Raw genomic sequence first — 17,601 nt, forward strand, 5'->3', positions numbered from 1 at the left:
TTCATTGTGAAAAGCTATAATGTATGCAAGCTTCCATTAAGTACTTTTTAGCAGCTTATTTTCAAATGCCTGCTCCACAAAAATGTACTTGATTTCTAGTAAAGATATGAACTTAAAGTTTTAGCAAATTTGTAAATATGTTCATCTAATAAGTCTAATTCTTAAGTTGTTTATCTATAAATTAAAATGTTAGAAGCTATATTTAGCAAGTTCTTTTGAGAAATAATTTGCTAGAAATTATTTACAGATTTATACTATTTATAGTAAATACTGTTAAAAGATATGAAATGGGAGGTTATTTATGTTTAGATTAAATATAAATGGTAAAGATGAAGTATCTGAAATTGATAAATCTTTAATGTCTTTTTTAAGAGATGATTTGAGAATCACTTCTGTAAAAGATGGTTGCAGCGAAGGGGCGTGTGGAGCATGTACCGTTTTAGTAGATGGGAAAAAAGTAAAGGCTTGCCTCCAAAAGATATCAAAATTTGAAGGAAAAAAGATTTTAACTGTTGAAGGATTAAGCTCTAGAGAAAAGGAAGTTTATGAACATTGTTTTGCAGAAGCAGGCGCAGTTCAATGTGGCTTTTGTATTCCTGGAATGGTAATCTCCGCAAAATCCTTATTAGATATTAATCTTAAACCAACAAGAATAGATGTGAAAAAAGCAATTAATGGAAACCTTTGTAGATGTACAGGCTATAAGAAAATTGAAGAAGCTATATTAATGGCGGCAGAATATTTTAGGGACAATCTTAAAATCCCAACTGCTCCTACTGAATTGAAAATGGCACAGAAATTTAAACGTGTTGATGCAGCTGAAAAAATAAATGGGACAGGTATTTTCGTAGATGATATTGAAATACCTGGAATGTTATATGTAAAAGCAGTACGTACAAAATATCCAAGAGCTATTATAAATAAAATTGATATAAAGAAAGCAGAGGCACATCCTGACTGCGCAAAAGTCTTACTTGCAAAAGATGTTCCAAACAATAAAATTGGACATATAAAGCAGGATTGGGATGTAATGATTGCTGAAGGAGATACAACTAGATATGTAGGTGATGCATTGGCATTAGTAGCAACTTACCATAAAGACAAACTTGATGAAGTATGTCAATTAGTTGAAATTGGTTATACTGAATTGGAACCCATTACTTGTCCGACGGATGCTTTAAAGGCAGATGCACCTCTAATCCATTCTGATGGAAATATTATGAGCCGTGATATTCTAAAACGGGGTAATGCTAATGAAGCAATTAAAAATTCTAAATATGTTGTAACAAGAAAATATAAGACACCATTTCAGGAACATGGATTTATGGAACCAGAATGTGCAATTGCTATGCCTGAAGGGGATGATGGTATTTTACTTTATTCTGGTTCGCAATCTGTTTATGATGAGCAACGTGAGATTTCAAATATGCTTAAAATTCCAATAGAAAAGATACATTGTCATGCACAACTTGTTGGAGGCGGATTTGGCGGCAAAGAAGATATGAGCGTTCAGCATCATGCAGCGCTAATGGCATGGTATACGAAAAAACCATGTAAAGTAAAATTCTCGAGACAGGAAAGTCTGGATTATCATACTAAACGTCATCCAATGGAAATGGAGTTTACAACAGCTTGCGATGAAAATGGTTATTTGACAGCTATGAAAGGTGTTATTATTGCCGATACAGGTGCGTATGCATCTCTTGGTGGGCCTGTATTACAAAGAGCATGTACTCACGCACCTGGACCATATAATTATCAGAATATTGATATCTTGGGAATGTCAGTTTACACAAACAATGTTGTATCAGGCGCATTTAGAGGCTTTGGTGTAATACAAAGTTGCTTTGCTACTGAAAATAACATTAATTTACTTGCTGAAATGGTTGGAATTTCACCATGGGAAATTCGTTATCGTAATGCAATTCGTCCTGGGGAGGTTCTGACAAATGGTCAGATAGCAGATGAAAGTGTTGCTATGGCAGAGTGTTTGGAAGCTGTTAAGGATGTATATGAATCAAATCCATATGCAGGTATTGCTATTGGATTCAAAAATAGCGGAACTGGTGTAGGAAATAAAGACATTGGGCGTTGTATTTTATCAATTGAAGATGGAAAAGTTCATATTCGAACTTCTGCAGCATGCATGGGGCAAGGGATTGCAACAATGTGCACTACTGTATTATGTGAGACAACTGGGTTAGATCCGGTTCTTATTATACACGAAAGACCAGATACTATTCGTACACCTAACTCAGGAACTAGTACAGCTTCTAGACAAACTGTAGTAACTGGAGAAGCTGTAAGACGAGCATCTGAAAAATTGAAAGTAGGATTAGATAAAGGCTTAGGGCTTGATGATTTAGAAGGCAGAGAATTTTATGGAGAGTATTCTGCAAAGACAGATCCGATGGGATCTATAAAAGAAAATCCGATTAGTCATGTAAGCTATAGTTATGGAGCTCAAGTTGTTATTTTAAATGAAGAAGGAAAAGTTGAAAAAGTAGTTGCAGCATATGATGTTGGAACACCTGTTAATATTCAATCTGTTGAAGGGCAGATTGAAGGGGGTATGGTTATGGGATTAGGTTATGCTTTGACAGAAGAATTTAAAATTGAAGGAAGTTATCCTAAAACAAAACTAGGCACACTAGGACTTATGAGAGCGACTGAGGCTCCTGAGCTTGAAGTTATTCTTGTACAGAGCAAAAATAAAATTCCAGAGACTTATGGTGCCAAAGGTTGCGGAGAATTATGCTTGATTCCAACAGCTCCAGCTTGTTCTCTTGCTTATTACAGATTAGACGGAAAATTCCGCGCTCAGTTGCCACTAAAAGATACATTTTATAAAAAACAAAAGAATAAATAATATATAAGATGAAGCATTTATTCTTTTGCTGTTAAGAAAGGAAGATTCTTAGATGAAAACTAATGGCATTATAGTGGCTGCTGGTTTATCTAGCCGTATGAAGGCATTTAAACCACTCCTGAAATTGAAAGAAAAAACTATAATTGAATACAGTATTGATAGTATGCTTAATGCTGGAGTGAATCAGATTATTATAGTTTTGGGATTTAATGCTGAAGAAGTTGAGACTTTACTACGTAATAAATATGATTGCTCACAATTAACATTTATATACAATGAAAAATATGCTGAAACGGATATGCTTGCATCTGTTAAGCTTGGAGTATTAGCATTGGATAACTGTGATGCCTTTTATCTTCTTCCGGGAGATATGCCAGCAATTGAAACAAAAACTTTCCTTATGGTGAAAGATTTAATAAGCAGAACAGGTGCTATGGTGGCTTTTCCTACTATTAATGGACAACGAAAACATCCACCTTTGATTTCTTGGAAATGCATAGATTTTATTATTAATTTTCATGGAGATGGGGGTCTTAGAGAATTATGGAATCAGCTTGAAGACCAAATAGTAACAGTTCCTGTTGAGGATTTTGGGTGTACGATAGATGCAGATACAAAGGAAGATTACAATAGGTTGGTACATTATATGGATGAAAAGAATTGAGATTTTAATATATTAAAATTGGATTTTAAGTAAGGAAATACATTGCAAATATTTTTGTAAGATAACATAAAGTTAAAGAATTTGAAATTTTGCAAAAAATAATTAGTAGATATATGGGAGGCGCTATGCATGGAAAAAATAAGTGAATCTGTAAAGAAAAAGGATCATGAATCTAAAATAAGGGGTAGTGCTCTTTTCGTGGATGATCGTGTGATGGATGGTATGCTTTATGGTAAACTACTGCATTCAGCAAAGGCAAAAGCACGAATCACCAATATTTCGATTCCTAAATTACCGGAAGGTTATTTTGTTGTTGATAAGAAAGATGTAACAGGTGTAAACCGTGTCCATATTGTTGAGGATGATACTCCGGTTTATGCTGAAGATACTGTAGAGTATGTTGGAGAACCGATTTTAATGGTTGTTGGACCTGAGATTAAAGAAGTTGAAAAAATTTTAAATGAGATTATTGTAGGATACGAAGAAGAAGTTCCTATTTTGGATATGCGTAAGTCTGATACAGTTTTTTTCCATTACAACTATGCAAAAGGGGATATAGATAAGACGTTAAAAGAAGCTGATCGTGTTTTCATAGAAACATTTCAGACTGGATATCAAGAACAAGCTTACCTTGAAACTCAGGGGATGATTGCCTATCCACATGATGGAAGAATGACTGTACGAGGTTCTATGCAATGTCCATATTATGTTTATGGAGCAGTTTCAAAAGCATTGGGTTATGAAGCAAAGGATATACAAATAATTCAAGATGTTACTGGTGGAGGATTTGGAGGAAAAGAAGCATTTCCTTCAATACTTGCCTGCCAGGTTGCAGTTGCTGCTAAAAAGACCAATAGACCTGTTAAGGTTATATTTGATAGAAGAGAAGACATGGAGTTTACTTCAAAACGTCATCCATCTATATCTACCTATAAGGTAGCTATTAAGAATGGAAAGATTACGGGCATGGACATTGATGTTTTATTTAATAGTGGTGCATACACTACACTTTCTCCAGTTGTTTTACAGCGTGGCTTAATTTGTGCAAACGGCGTATACCGTGTAGATAATCTCCGCGTTGTGGGACGTGCTGTTAAGACCAATACTGTACCTTGTGGCGCATATCGTGGATTTGGTGCACCACAGACGTTCTTTGCAGTAGAAATGATTATGGATCATATTGCAAAAGAAATGGGTGCTGATTCCCTTAAGCTTAAGGAAGAATATATTGTTAAACAAGGTGATTCTACGTCTACTAGTGGCAAATATCATTTCCATGTACCTCTACCTGAAATGATTGAACAGATTGATAAACTTTGCGATTACCGTGCAAAACGAGACCAGTACAAGATTCAAAATGGCAGATATCGTAAAGGTATTGGAATGTCTTTATTTTTCCATGGATGCGGTTTTACTGGCAGTGGAGAACGTGATTTTATTAAGGCAGTTGCTAAAATAAGGAAAAATTCAGATGATACTGTAGATATTCTTGCAAGTAATTCAGATATAGGTCAAGGTCTTAAAACAACTTTCTCTAAAATTGTTGCGGATACTCTTGGTATTTCCTACGAACAAGTATTTATCAATAATCCAGACACAGATCTTGTCCCTGATTCAGGCCCAACTGTTGCAAGTCGTTCGCTTATGACAGTTGGAGAATTACTAAGGCGTGCAGCAGAGAGACTTAAGAAAGAATGGAAAGCAGGAGAAGTTCAGGTTATAGAAGAACATTTCGTTGAACCTGATTTTGTAATTCCATTCAGTCTTGATGAATTTAAGGGAGATGCATATCCAACCTATTCTTGGGGAGTAAATGCTATTGAAGTGGAAGTAGATACACTTACTGCCACTACAAAGATACTTGGAGCATGGGGAAGCTTTGATGTTGGTGTTCCTATTGATATGAATATTATACAAGGACAGATGCAGGGCGGATTCCTTCAAGGGATTGGATATGCATCTATGGAACAGATGGATTACAACGATAAAGGTGTGATTCGAAATAATAGTTTTAGTGATTACATTATTCCTACAGCAGTAGATGTACCAAATCTAGTTACTGAAATCATCAATAATCCATATACACATGGTCCATATGGAGCAAAGGGTGCAGGTGAGTTACCTCTCGTAGGTGCAGCCCCAGCTTATGTTGAAGCTATGGAAAATGCCATTGGTGGAAATCTAAATAAGGTTCCATTCACAACAGAAGATACAATGATCGTTTTACAGGAGGTGCATAAATAATGATAAAATTTATTCTTAATAGCAAAGAGGTCGCATCAAATTCCAAAGCAAATGAGCGTTTACTAGATGTACTTAGAAATGAATTTCGTATTACTGGCGTAAAGTGCGGTTGTAAAGAAGGTGAATGCGGAGCTTGTTCTATAATTCTTGATGGTAGGTTAGTTAATTCTTGTATGGTGGCTATGGGTAGCATTGAAGGCAGTACTGTTGTCACTATTGAAGGTTATAGAGAAACTGAACGTTTTGCAGTTATTGATAAAGCATATGCATCAGTCAGTGCTGTACAGTGTGGTTTTTGTATTCCAGGCATGATCCTTGCAACTGAATGTATCCTTAATAAGAATCCAAATCCTACAGAAGCAGAGATTCGCGAAGGCATTTCGGGAAATCTTTGTAGATGTACTGGTTATAATGCCATAGTTAAGGCTATTGGCATTGCAGCAAAGGAGGGAAAAGGATTATGGTAGATTGTTATAAACCAACATCTTTAAAAGAAGCATTAGACATCCTAGTAAAGGAAAGTGTTACGCCTTATGCTGGAGGTACTGATTTGATGATTAAACCAGATGAAAATGCCACATATTTATTCCTTGATAAAGTAGCAGAAATGAAAAATATTGTAGAAGATAAAGAATATATTCGTATTGGTGCAGCATGTACTTATACTGATATTATTGAAAATAAACTTATTCCAGCAGTACTGAAAGAAGCAGTTTCACAGATTGCAGCACCAGCAATTAGAAACATTGGTACTGTTGGTGGAAATATATGCAATGGTTCTCCAAAGGCTGATAGTGCACTGATCTTTTTTGCCACTGACTCTAAACTGCGTCTTGCAAACAACAGAGGGGAACGAGTAATTCCTATTTCTGACTTTTACATTGGAAGAAAGAATACTGCGATTGAGAAAGATGAACTCCTTGTTGAGATTCTAATGAATAAAAATAATTTAAATAATTACTATTACAAGAAGGTTGGCGAAAGAAATGCTTTGGCAATTTCAAGGGTTTCTTTCGTTGGCATCATTAATATAGTTGATGATAAGGTTTTTAACTGTAGAACAGCATTTGGCGCAGTAAGTGATGTTGTTATAAGTCGTCCAGATATTGATGCAATGCTTATAGGAAAGACTGTTGAAGAAGCTAAGGCTCTCAAGGATAAGTATCTAGCAGCATACGAAAAGGAAATTGTTCCAATAAGGGGTAGAGTATCTGCAAAATACAGAAAAACTGTGTGTATGAATTTACTACGTGATTTTCTTGAAAGTAATGGAATTTAACTCATATAAAATTCGGGCATCAAATGAAATTTTATTTAGGCGGGATTTGATTCCCGTCTGAATCTTAGTGGCTAGATATAAGGTAAAGTCAAATAGAATATAAGCATTTAATCTCAAAAGGATTGAATGCTTTTTAGGCATATGAAAGAAAATAACAAGTCCAAAATGTCATGAATATTTTTCATCAAGCAAGGAAGGAGATTGGTCTCATAGCGTGCCTATTAGGGCAATCTGCTGACGCGGGATGATGGAAAATAGGCGTAGCAGATGGACTCGTTATTTTTTGAATATGCCTCATTATTAAAATTGTTGATAAATAGGGATATATTTTAAACTGATATAATAATAATCCATAATATGTATTTTTAGGGTTTAATTATTTTATAAAAACGTGTAGAATAATATTGTATGAAAAGTAAAATATAACCAATTAGTCTACGAGATCAAATTGGAATCTAATAACCAAAATATAAGACACTAATCAATTTGTTAAAGTTTGAATGATATGTACAAGCCTGTTTGAGTTTTGTGGAAGAATAAGATAATACTACTTAAGCAGAGCAAGAGGTATAGATATGAAGAGTAAAGGGAAGAGAACAACAGGCGGTATAATTGTTGCCGCAGGAAAAACATCAGAAAGAAATGGATTAAATCCATTATTGAAAATTGGTTCAATTACTGTAGTAAAAAGAATTGTTTTAACTTTTCAAAAAGCTGGAATTTCACCAATTGTAGTGATTACTGGATATAAAGCTGAAGAAATAGAACATCATTTAGCTGATTATGGAGTTGTATTTTTGCGAAATGATCAATATGAAAACTCGCGAAAGTTCGATTCTGCAAAGATAGGACTAGATTTTTTACAGAATAAATGCGACCAGGTATTATTCACTCCAGTTAATATTCCTATGTTTACACCAGAGACGCTTCAAATGATGATAGAATATGATGAAAAATTACTTTCACCAGCATATCGCGGAAAATCTGGGCATCCCCTTTTGATATCGTCTGAATTGATTCCTAAAATTCTAAAATATAATGGGAATATGGGATTACGAGGAGCCATTGAAAATATTGGAGTTAAAAGACAATGGATAGATGTAGAAGATGAAGGTATTCTATATGATACTGATTATATTGACCAATTAGATCAACTTTTAATAAAACATAATAAACATATACTTCATCCCTTTGTTAAAATCAGCATTGAAAAAGAATCCTTGTTTTTTGATTCAAGAACAAAATTGCTTCTAATTCTGATTCAGGATACCCATTCTGTACGAAGTGCATGCAAACATATGGCATTATCTTATAGTAAAGCATGGAGTATGTTAAATCAGTTGGAACAAGAACTAGATTATGCAGTAGTTGAAAGAAAGCATGGTGGGAGCAATGGTGGGAAAACTTATCTTACAAAAGAAGGTACTGAATTTTTGGAAAAATATCAGCAATTTGAACAGAATGTACACCAGTATGCAAAGAATGAATTTGAAAGGTTATTTTAGAAGTTTCACTTGATATTTAACAAAATTTTGAAAAAAATTCTATTTATAATTCGTTATACTTATACAAAATTACCTAATAATGATGGAGGAACAAAGATGAAAAAGATTAAAACTACAGAAGCTGTAGGTAATGTAATTTGTCATGATATTACACAAATTATCAAAGGAGAAAAAAAAGATGTTGCGTTTAAAAAAGGACACATTGTTACTGAGGAAGATATTCCAGTTTTATTATCAATAGGTAAAGATAATCTTTATGTATGGGAAAAAAAGGAGGGGATGCTTCATGAAAATGAAGCAGCGGAAATTCTCTGTAAAATATGTAAAAGTGACTATATGAGTTCAACTAAGGTGAAGGAAGGCAAAATTGAACTAATTGCGGCAGAAGATGGTCTGTTTAAAATTGATATTGAAAAGCTTCGTAAAATAAATTCTCTTGGCGAAATGATGATTGCAACACGCCACAGTAATTTTCCTGTAAAAAAAGGTGATAAATTAGCAGGCACACGTATTATTCCTCTTGTAATTGAACAAAAGAAAATGGACGAGGCAGTTAAATTGACAGGTGATAAACCATTAATGGAGATTCTTCCATTTATCCACAAAAAAGCAGGGATTGTAACTACGGGTAATGAGGTTTTCTATGGAAGAATTAAAGATACATTTGGGCCTGTTATTAGAGAAAAGCTTGCAGAATATAATGTTGAAGTTTTAGGGCAGAAGATTTTGAGCGATGACCCTAAATTAATTACAGAAGCTATAAAGGATTTTATTAAAGAAGGTGCAGAATTAATAATATGTACAGGTGGAATGAGTGTAGACCCTGACGATACAACTCCAACTGCAATTCAAAATACGGGCGCAAAGATTGTTTCATATGGTGCTCCTGTGCTTCCAGGTGCAATGTTTTTACTAGCATATTACAATGATACACTTCCAGTTATTGGACTTCCAGGCTGCGTAATGTATGCCAAGCGTACTATTTTTGATTTGGTTCTTCCAAGAGTTATGGTAAATGACAAAATAACTTTAGAGGATATTGCAAACCTTGGGCATGGTGGATTGTGTCTTTCATGCGATATTTGTACATTCCCTAATTGTGGTTTTGGGAAATAAGACTGACAAAGGTTAATAAATATTGTAAGGTCACCCTGAAAGTGTTCTTATGGATCAATATCTTGGATAAGTATTTAAAAATTATCTGTGATAAACTTGGTTGATATGAGGTGAATAAAATGGTAGATAGTAGTGGTAGAAATATTGAATACCTTAGAATTTCTGTTACAGATAGATGTAATCTTAGATGTGTATATTGTATGCCGGAATGTGGAATTGAAAACTTAGAACATGACGAAATACTTACTTTTAAAGAGATTATGTTAATAGTTAAAACTGTTTCTCAACTTGGTATTCACAAGATCAAAATTACAGGAGGAGAACCCTTAGTACGAAAGGGGATTGTAAATTTAGTTAGGAGAATCAAAGATATTGATGGCATTGAAGAGATAACAATGACCACAAATGGTGTACTTTTTGGTGACATGGCGGATAGTTTAGCTGAAGCTGGTCTTGATAGTGTAAATATCAGTCTTGATACATTAAATAGTACAAACTTTAATAAAATTACTCGTAGAGACTGCTTAGATAAAGTGAAGTTTGGATTGAAAAAAGCAGTGGAGCTTGGGTTGAAAACAAAAATAAATTGTGTCCCAATAGCTCAGTTAAATGGTAATGATTTAATAGATATATTGAAAATTGCTAAGGAAAATCCAATCGATGTGCGTTTTATAGAACTTATGCCTATTGGTTTTGGAAAAAGTTATTCACCTGTTTGTAATGAACAAATATTTGAGAAGATAGAACAAAAGTTTGGAATCCTTCAACGCTCAAAAATTAAACATGGTAATGGACCAGCTGTGTATTATAATTTATCAGATTTTAAAGGAAGTATTGGCTTTATAAGTGCAATTTCAAATGAATTTTGCGATACTTGTAATCGTATTCGATTGGCGGCTGATGGAAATTTGAAATTATGTCTTCACTATGATAAAGGAGTTGCACTAAAGCCTCTTCTACGTAGTGGAATAAGTAAAGAACAATTAAAGAGAGTTATTGAAAATGCAATATATAATAAACCAAGTCACCATGGTTTTAATAGCAGTGACACGGAAAATATAGAATTAAAAAACATGGTTCAAATAGGAGGATAAATACTGTTGGAAAAGTTATAGCAGTATGCATCAATAGAATGTAAAAACTTAGGAAGTATAAGATAGGAGAATAAGAAAAATGGAACTAACTCATATAAATGAAGAAGGAAGAGCAAGAATGGTTGATGTATCTGAAAAACTTGATACTGTACGAGAAGCAGTAGCAATTGGAACAGTTTCAATGAAAAGAGAAACCATTGAAAGAATAAAAAAAGGTACAATTTCAAAAGGCGATGTATTATCAGTAGCACAAGTAGGAGGCATAATGGGTGCTAAAAATACGCCGCAAATAATACCAATGTGCCATCCTATAATGATATCGGGCTGTGATATAAGTTTTCGAATTGACGTTGAAAACAATAAAATTGAAATAACTGCAACCACGAAGACTGTAGGAAAGACAGGCATTGAGATGGAGGCCCTTACTGCAGTATCCACTGCAGCATTAACTATTTATGATATGTGTAAGGCTATTGATAGAGAAATGGTTATAAACAATATTATGCTTGTAAAAAAAAGTGGAGGGAAATCAGGCATATTTGAAAGGAAGGGATTATGATGAGTAAGGTTATTGCAGTGAATATAAGTGAGAAAAAAGGTGTTATAAAACATCCTATAGAAAAAGGTTTTTTTAGAGTTAATCATGGTCTCGATGGGGATGCTCATGCAGGAGAGTGGCATAGGCAGGTAAGTTTGCTTGGAACTGAGAGTATTGATAAAATGAAATCATCAGGAGTCGAAGGACTTACTCCAGGAAAGTTTGCTGAAAACATTACTACTGAGGGAATAGTTTTATATGAACTTCCTATAGGAACAAAGCTTAAAATTGGGGATGTTACGCTAGAAGTTACTCAGATAGGAAAGGAATGTCATTTGGGCTGCGAAATTAGAAAATTGGTAGGAGATTGTGTAATGCCTAGAGAAGGAATATTTACTAAAGTACTAGATGAGGGGTATATTAAAGCTGGAGATAATATTATAATAGTTTAAAATAAGAAAAATAACAATTCAAGTGATATTTTTGAATTGTTATTTTTTCACTATATTAAGCTATTCCATAACCATATTTTTCAAAGATATTTTTACAAGTATCAGTGAATAAGAAATCTTCAAATGCTTTTGCAACATCTGGATTTTTACTAGCTTTAATTACCCCTATAGGATATGTTATAGGTGAGTGCTTGTCATCAGCTATTGTTTCAATAATCTTAACATCACTGCTGCTTAAAGCATCACTTTTATAAACAAATCCAACTTCAGCATTCCCAGAAGCTGACCAGGCAAGTACTTCTTTTACATCTTTTGCAAAAACAAGTTTCGATGCTACAGTATCTTTTATACCAAGTTTTGTGAAAGTTTCATCAGCATATTGTCCAGCTGGTACACTTTTTGGTTCTCCAACTGCTATCTTTTTAACCTTATCACTTGTTAAATCAGAAAGGCCAGTGATAGTAGTGTCTTTAGGTCCAACTAAAACCAAATCATTTTTAACTAAATCTTTTTGCGTATCTTCAAGTAATAAAGATTTGCTTTCCAATGCTTTCATTTGACTTTGCCCAGCTGAAATAAATATATCGCAAGGAGCTCCTTGTTCTATTTGTTGTTGAAGAGACCCTGATGCACCAAAATTTACAGTTAAGGTTACATTTGGCTTAACTTTTTTGAATTCAGTTTCTATATCGCCCATTGCCTCTTTTAAACTAGCAGCAGCAGAAATATTTAGTTCCACTGAAGGTTCTGCGGCAGTAGTAATTTCTTTTGCTGAAGATGATAACTCTTTCTCAGCGCCACATCCCATAATTAATACGGATAATAGTAAAGTTATTAAAGTAAAAAATGTAAATTTCTTTTTCATAAATAAACCCCCTTAGTTGATGTTTAAGTTATATTTAGTTATGTTTGAATATGTTTTAACACGTTTGGACTATTTTTATCATTTTAGCATCAATGTAAAAATAATACAATAGCATGTTTTAAAATAAATAACTTAATTGCTAGAAATTCTTACTTCTAGATGTTAGAATTAATTAAGGTTAAAAAGGAGGGGAAGTTCTATGGAGATTGAAGAATCCCTAACGGCAGTTGAGGTTGCTGAATTATTAAAGATAACTAAAAATACTGTGTATGAGTTAGTAAAAAGAGGTGAATTGCCATCATATAAAGTAGGTAAAAAATTAAGGATAGATAAAAGTGATGTTAACAATTATATAAATAATCAGAAGAAACCAAGGCAAAATAGCGTTGATGATATAGAAAAAATTGAAAGCAAAAATATTACTAAAGCTAATATAGAGTTGAATTTAGAAAAAAATATTATAATTTCAGGGCAAGATGTGTTATTAGATGTCTTAGCACAACATATAGAAAGAAGTTTAGAAGATATAAGAGTACTACGTTCCAATATGGGTAGTTATACAAGTTTACATGATTTATATACAGAGAAAGTGTCAGTATCTTCTGTACATCTCTGGGATGGAGATACTAATGAATATAATACAGCCTTTGTAAGAAAGCTGCTTCCAGGTATTCCATGCATTTTAATTAATTTAGCATATAGAACACAAGGATTTTATGTTGCAAAAGGTAATCCGTATAATATAAAAGATTGGAAAGACTTAAGCAATAAAAAAATATCAATTATAAATAGAGAAAAAGGATCTGGAACTAGAGTCCTATTGGATGAAAAGTTGAGACTGTACAATATCGATTCAGAATTTATTAAAGGGTACAATACGGAAAAATCTTCTCATCTCTCTGTTGCAAGTAGTATTGCCATGGGAGAAGGAGATTTAGGAATAGGAACTGAAAAAGTAGCACTTCAAGTAAGTGGGATTGATTTTATACCAATACAACAAGAGAGATATGATTTAGTTGTAAAGAAGTCTAGTTTAAAAAACCCTATTTATAAATTAATTATTGAAATAGTACAATCAGAAATTTTCAAAAAAGAACTTGAGGGTTTAGGTGGATATGATCTAAAGGATATAGGAAAAATACTTGCAAAAACATGATAAGTAATATAATATATAAAATTAATAGAATATTTTATAAGTGCAAAGGTGCAGTGAGTTAACTGCACCTTTTTTGCGTGGGATCAATTTCAATATAATAAATATTCAAATTTAAATTAAAGGGAGGGCATTATGGAAAAAATAGCAGTATTTTTAAAGGAAAATGATGAAATAGGATCTTTTACAGAATCAAAATGCGTAAATATATTTGTAAATGAATATGGAGGTTGGCTAATAAAAAAGAAATTAAATGTAGATTTGAGTAATGTCAACAACATGAAGGCTATTAGAGAGACATTTTTAAAATTGATTTCAGAAATGGAGGATTGCAGAATAGTTGTAGTAAATAAAGCATTCGGAATTCCATATAGTGTTTTTTATGCAGAAGATTTTAGTGTTTGGGAATTGGAAGGAAACCCATTTGATTATTTTGACGAAATTATTAAAAATGAAATGGTCCAAGAGGAGAATGAAAATAAAGAAGTTGAAATTGCTAAGAAACTTGGCGATGGATATTTCATGATAGATCTACAGGAATTAGAGCTGATAAATCCTGAAATAACTTCTAAAAAGGCAATAATTCCTTATTTAGAAAAAGAGGATGTAAAAAAAATAAAAGTACACTGTTGTCATGTACCACCTTGGCTGGTTGCAAAAATGGACAAGGGTGAAATATTGTTATCCATTAATGAGATAAAAAGAAATGATTATATGGTAACTGTACAGAAAAATGTTTCAGGCAAATGAAAGAAATAATAGACTAGGGGGCAAATTTATGAAGAAAATAATAACTAAGTATGGTATTTTAAATGATGCTATTATTGCCGATTATTATTCCACTGGGGAACCAGAAGAGTATAAGTTGGATGAATACAGTGAATTAAAAGTTTTAGACTATAATTTAGTACCGTTGTATGGATTTGTAGATGAAAGAAGAAAAGAATTTCCACCAGTAAAGGTATTTAAGAATGGCAATATTAAGAGTATTTCATTAAATGATTTGACAGTAATAAATACTAGTATAGGTGTATTTGAAGTTGAAAAAATAACATTCTATGAAGATGGTGAAATAAATAGATTGTTTCCTTTGGAGGGAAGATTGTCAGGGTATTGGACTGAAGATGATGAATATAAATTGGCAAAAACTTATAAATTTAGTTTTGATTTTTCGTCATTTGAAGCTAAGATTATGTCTCTTCATTTTTATGAAACACGAGAACTTAAAAGTATCACATTGTGGCCAAAAGAAAAAATTAAAATAACTGTTGGAGAATATAATTTTGCAGGCAGAATAGGAGTCTCCTTATATAAAAGTGGAAAAATAAAATCCTGTGAGCCAATAAGGGCAACAAATATAAAAACACCTATTGGAAAAATCGAAGCTTATGACGTTAATGCAATGGGAATTCATGGGGATAGTAATTCTTTAGAATTTTATGAGGATGGAAGTATAAAATCTCTTATTACATCTACTAATACAATTACAATTAAAACATCGGAAGGTGACACGATTTTTCATTCTCCAAAAAAAATTAGATTGTATTCTAACAGTGAAGTTCTGGATACGATAACTTTAAAGGTGGAATTTATTGATGATAAGGTAATAATAGATAAACAATATGAATATGAGATTAAAGAAAATACATTTGAGATAAAAGCATTTGGAGAAAGACATTTTACTCTTAATGGAGATAGAAATAAATAATTCTCATTAAATTTAACAAAACACGAATGATTTTGATAAATTGATAAAAAAATATCGTTATCATTAAAAAAGTTATAGAAAATAAAAAAATAGTTTGCAATATTGATTTTTTGTGATATTATAGTTTCAATAAGTAAAACAAGCAAATGAAAAACAGAAATTAATAAAAAAGTAATTTATACACAAGTTTTTTTGAAATAATATAACTTGAATTAAATAATAAATATTAACCTGTCATTAAGGCAATGGAGTCTAAGTGTTTAACTCAATGAGGAAGTTAACATCTTAGATTTTTTTTTACAATGAAAGGACAAAGAAGTCTATTTTATTATAACTATTAATAGTTAAATAAATTAGGCTTATTTTTTTAAACTAATTTACTGTTATATTAATACAAATAAGTTATAACGACCCATTTGGGCTTATATAATCTATTTAATTAAGAGGAGGAAACTAATATGAGACAAGTAGCTATTTATGGAAAAGGTGGTATAGGAAAATCTACAACTACACAAAATTTAACTTCAGCTTTAGCTGAAATGGGAAAGAATATAATGATCGTAGGATGTGATCCTAAAGCAGATTCTACAAGATTAGTTCTTGGAGGTTTAGCACAAAAAACAGTTTTAGATACTTTAAGAGAAGAAGGAGACGACATTGAATTAGATGCAATCTTAAAAACAGGATATGGAAATATAAGATGCGTTGAATCAGGCGGACCAGAACCAGGAGTTGGATGTGCAGGTAGAGGTATTATTACTTCAATAGGAATGCTTGAACAATTAGGAGCATATACACCTGATTTAGATTATGTATTCTATGATGTACTCGGAGACGTTGTATGTGGTGGTTTTGCAATGCCAATCAGAGAAGGTAAGGCACAGGAAATATACATCGTTGCATCTGGAGAAATGATGGCATTATATGCAGCTAACAACATTTCAAAAGGTATTCAAAAATATGCTAAAACTGGTGGAGTTAGATTAGGTGGAATCATCTGTAATAGTAGAAAAGTTGATAAAGAATTAGACCTTTTAGAAGCTTTTGCAAAAGAACTTGGAAGTCAACTTATCCATTTCGTACCAAGAGATAACATGGTTCAAAGAGCTGAGATACACAAACAAACAGTTATAGAATTTGATCCCAAAGCTGATCAAGCAGATGAATACAGAACATTAGCTAAGAATATAAACGAAAATAAAATGTTTGTTATTCCAAAACCAATGAAGCAAGAAAGATTAGAAGAAATCTTAATGGAATATGGTTTAATGGATATCTAAGATAAAAAGCAAAATATTATATAAAAGCAAATAATTTTTTATATATGTTAAGACTTATATCTAAAACAAAATATAGAATAAAAGGAGATAGAGAGATATGTATATGATTCGCGCAATAATAAGACCAGAAAGGGTTAGTACTGTGCTTTCAGAATTATTGGATGCTGGATTCCCAGAAGTAACGAAGATGGCGGTTTATGGTAGAGGTAAACAAAAAGGAATCAAAGTTGGAGAAATATATTATGATGAACTTCCCAAAGAAATGCTTCTAATTGCTGTTAAAGATGAAGATAAAGATGATGTTATAAAGGTAATAATTAGAAATTCTAGAACAGGAGAAAAGGGCGCATTTGGAGATGGAAAAATATTCGTTGCACCAATTGAGGAAGTATACACTGTAAGTAGTGGAAAATCAGGATTATAAAAAGAATTAGGAGGAATAGCTTTATGAAAGAAGTTATGTGTATTATTCGTTTGAATAAAGTTAATAGAACCAAAGAAGCACTCGCACAAGCTGGCTTTCCATCGATTACTTGCAGAAAAGTACTTGGAAGAGGTAAGAAATCAATTGATATAGCTTTAGTTGAAGCTTATATGGAAACTGGTGAAGTACCGCCAACATCGTATGGTGAGAATTTATCGGAAAGAGGCAGATTAATACCTAAAAGATTTATAACTTTAGTAGTAAAAGATGATGAAGTGAAAACAGTAGTGGATACCGTGGTAAGTGTAAATTCAACTGGGACTCCAGGAGATGGAAAGATATTTGTATTACCAGTTGAAGAAGTATACAGAGTCAGAGATGGACAAATAGGTGAAGAGGCAATTTAAAGT

General features: G+C 32.7%; 17 protein-coding genes. 16 read left to right on the forward strand and 1 reads right to left on the reverse strand.

Annotation, left to right across the window (positions count from 1 at the left end):
* The first annotated feature begins 301 nt into the window (after nt 1-301).
* The 10 genes from xdh to T483_RS0126395 all read left to right on the forward strand — a co-directional run bounded on the left by xdh (nt 302) and on the right by T483_RS0126395 (nt 11,761).
* On the forward strand, nt 302-2,869 hold the full coding sequence (gene xdh / locus T483_RS0126350) for a selenium-dependent xanthine dehydrogenase (protein WP_026889527.1): 2,568 nt from the start codon (nt 302-304) through the stop codon (nt 2,867-2,869).
* 52 nt (nt 2,870-2,921) lie between these two features.
* Nucleotides 2,922-3,533, forward strand: a complete 612-nt coding sequence (locus tag T483_RS0126355; RefSeq protein WP_026889528.1) for a nucleotidyltransferase family protein — start codon at nt 2,922-2,924, stop codon at nt 3,531-3,533.
* Between the two features lie 129 nt (nt 3,534-3,662).
* A complete protein-coding gene (locus tag T483_RS0126360) occupies nt 3,663-5,777 on the forward strand; it encodes a xanthine dehydrogenase family protein molybdopterin-binding subunit (protein ID WP_026889529.1) in 2,115 nt (704 codons plus the stop codon).
* Complete coding sequence (locus T483_RS0126365) at nt 5,777-6,244, forward strand: (2Fe-2S)-binding protein (protein ID WP_026889530.1); 468 nt, start codon at nt 5,777-5,779, stop codon at nt 6,242-6,244. Before T483_RS0126360 ends, T483_RS0126365 begins: the two co-directional genes overlap by 1 nt.
* Nucleotides 6,238-7,056: an FAD binding domain-containing protein gene (locus T483_RS0126370; RefSeq protein WP_026889531.1), complete on the forward strand. Its 819-nt coding sequence runs from the start codon at nt 6,238-6,240 to the stop codon at nt 7,054-7,056. Before T483_RS0126365 ends, T483_RS0126370 begins: the two co-directional genes overlap by 7 nt.
* A 575-nt stretch (nt 7,057-7,631) precedes the next feature.
* Nucleotides 7,632-8,561: an NTP transferase domain-containing protein gene (locus T483_RS0126375; protein WP_026889532.1), complete on the forward strand. Its 930-nt coding sequence runs from the start codon at nt 7,632-7,634 to the stop codon at nt 8,559-8,561.
* Nucleotides 8,562-8,657: 96 nt separating this feature from the next.
* Complete coding sequence (locus T483_RS0126380; protein ID WP_026889533.1) at nt 8,658-9,677, forward strand: molybdopterin-binding protein; 1,020 nt, start codon at nt 8,658-8,660, stop codon at nt 9,675-9,677.
* A gap of 119 nt (nt 9,678-9,796) precedes the next feature.
* On the forward strand, nt 9,797-10,771 hold the full coding sequence (moaA, locus tag T483_RS0126385) for a GTP 3',8-cyclase MoaA (protein WP_026889534.1): 975 nt from the start codon (nt 9,797-9,799) through the stop codon (nt 10,769-10,771).
* 79 nt (nt 10,772-10,850) lie between these two features.
* A complete protein-coding gene (gene moaC / locus T483_RS0126390) occupies nt 10,851-11,330 on the forward strand; it encodes a cyclic pyranopterin monophosphate synthase MoaC (RefSeq protein WP_026889535.1) in 480 nt (159 codons plus the stop codon).
* Entirely contained in the window at nt 11,330-11,761 is a 432-nt protein-coding gene (locus T483_RS0126395; RefSeq protein ID WP_026889536.1) for an MOSC domain-containing protein, read from the forward strand. The genes moaC and T483_RS0126395 overlap by 1 nt, the downstream gene beginning before the upstream one ends.
* Nucleotides 11,762-11,816: 55 nt before the next feature.
* On the opposite strand, the gene modA is transcribed toward T483_RS0126395, so the two are convergent.
* The gene (gene modA, locus T483_RS0126400) at nt 11,817-12,626 is read right to left on the reverse strand and encodes a molybdate ABC transporter substrate-binding protein (protein ID WP_026889537.1); all 810 of its coding nucleotides are present in this window, start codon (nt 12,624-12,626) and stop codon (nt 11,817-11,819) included.
* 199 nt (nt 12,627-12,825) lie between these two features.
* Here modA and T483_RS0126405 point away from each other — a divergent pair, with 199 nt between their 5' ends.
* The 6 genes from T483_RS0126405 to T483_RS0126430 all read left to right on the forward strand — a co-directional run bounded on the left by T483_RS0126405 (nt 12,826) and on the right by T483_RS0126430 (nt 17,598).
* The gene (locus tag T483_RS0126405; RefSeq protein ID WP_026889538.1) at nt 12,826-13,782 is read left to right on the forward strand and encodes a substrate-binding domain-containing protein; all 957 of its coding nucleotides are present in this window, start codon (nt 12,826-12,828) and stop codon (nt 13,780-13,782) included.
* Nucleotides 13,783-13,914: 132 nt separating this feature from the next.
* A complete protein-coding gene (locus tag T483_RS0126410) occupies nt 13,915-14,529 on the forward strand; it encodes a Fe-only nitrogenase accessory AnfO family protein (protein WP_026889539.1) in 615 nt (204 codons plus the stop codon).
* Between the two features lie 28 nt (nt 14,530-14,557).
* Nucleotides 14,558-15,487, forward strand: a complete 930-nt coding sequence (locus T483_RS0126415) for a hypothetical protein (protein ID WP_026889540.1) — start codon at nt 14,558-14,560, stop codon at nt 15,485-15,487.
* Between the two features lie 458 nt (nt 15,488-15,945).
* A complete protein-coding gene (nifH, locus tag T483_RS0126420) occupies nt 15,946-16,767 on the forward strand; it encodes a nitrogenase iron protein (RefSeq protein WP_012058230.1) in 822 nt (273 codons plus the stop codon).
* Nucleotides 16,768-16,864: 97 nt separating this feature from the next.
* Nucleotides 16,865-17,191 carry a P-II family nitrogen regulator gene (locus tag T483_RS0126425; RefSeq protein ID WP_023976171.1) on the forward strand — a complete coding sequence of 109 codons (327 nt, stop codon included), beginning with the start codon at nt 16,865-16,867 and terminating at the stop codon, nt 17,189-17,191.
* Between the two features lie 23 nt (nt 17,192-17,214).
* Nucleotides 17,215-17,598 (forward strand): P-II family nitrogen regulator, encoded by a 384-nt coding sequence (locus tag T483_RS0126430; RefSeq protein WP_026889541.1) that lies wholly within the window; start codon nt 17,215-17,217, stop codon nt 17,596-17,598.
* Nucleotides 17,599-17,601 lie beyond the last annotated feature (3 nt).

It is taken from the genome of Clostridium beijerinckii HUN142 (assembly GCF_000621745.1).
Taxonomy (GTDB): Bacteria; Bacillota; Clostridia; order Clostridiales; family Clostridiaceae; genus Clostridium; species Clostridium beijerinckii_A.

Bases quoted from the DNA above. Each gene is read 5' to 3' on its own strand.
- xdh (WP_026889527.1), top strand. From the start codon at position 302: ATGTTTAGATTAAATATAAATGGTAAAGATGAAGTATCTGAAATTGAT.
- T483_RS0126355 (WP_026889528.1), top strand. From the start codon at position 2,922: ATGAAAACTAATGGCATTATAGTGGCTGCTGGTTTATCTAGCCGTATG.
- T483_RS0126360 (WP_026889529.1), top strand. From the start codon at position 3,663: ATGGAAAAAATAAGTGAATCTGTAAAGAAAAAGGATCATGAATCTAAA.
- T483_RS0126365 (WP_026889530.1), top strand. From the start codon at position 5,777: ATGATAAAATTTATTCTTAATAGCAAAGAGGTCGCATCAAATTCCAAA.
- T483_RS0126370 (WP_026889531.1), top strand. From the start codon at position 6,238: ATGGTAGATTGTTATAAACCAACATCTTTAAAAGAAGCATTAGACATC.
- T483_RS0126375 (WP_026889532.1), top strand. From the start codon at position 7,632: ATGAAGAGTAAAGGGAAGAGAACAACAGGCGGTATAATTGTTGCCGCA.
- T483_RS0126380 (WP_026889533.1), top strand. From the start codon at position 8,658: ATGAAAAAGATTAAAACTACAGAAGCTGTAGGTAATGTAATTTGTCAT.
- moaA (WP_026889534.1), top strand. From the start codon at position 9,797: ATGGTAGATAGTAGTGGTAGAAATATTGAATACCTTAGAATTTCTGTT.
- moaC (WP_026889535.1), top strand. From the start codon at position 10,851: ATGGAACTAACTCATATAAATGAAGAAGGAAGAGCAAGAATGGTTGAT.
- T483_RS0126395 (WP_026889536.1), top strand. From the start codon at position 11,330: ATGAGTAAGGTTATTGCAGTGAATATAAGTGAGAAAAAAGGTGTTATA.
- modA (WP_026889537.1), bottom strand. From the start codon at position 12,626: ATGAAAAAGAAATTTACATTTTTTACTTTAATAACTTTACTATTATCC.
- T483_RS0126405 (WP_026889538.1), top strand. From the start codon at position 12,826: ATGGAGATTGAAGAATCCCTAACGGCAGTTGAGGTTGCTGAATTATTA.
- T483_RS0126410 (WP_026889539.1), top strand. From the start codon at position 13,915: ATGGAAAAAATAGCAGTATTTTTAAAGGAAAATGATGAAATAGGATCT.
- T483_RS0126415 (WP_026889540.1), top strand. From the start codon at position 14,558: ATGAAGAAAATAATAACTAAGTATGGTATTTTAAATGATGCTATTATT.
- nifH (WP_012058230.1), top strand. From the start codon at position 15,946: ATGAGACAAGTAGCTATTTATGGAAAAGGTGGTATAGGAAAATCTACA.
- T483_RS0126425 (WP_023976171.1), top strand. From the start codon at position 16,865: ATGTATATGATTCGCGCAATAATAAGACCAGAAAGGGTTAGTACTGTG.
- T483_RS0126430 (WP_026889541.1), top strand. From the start codon at position 17,215: ATGAAAGAAGTTATGTGTATTATTCGTTTGAATAAAGTTAATAGAACC.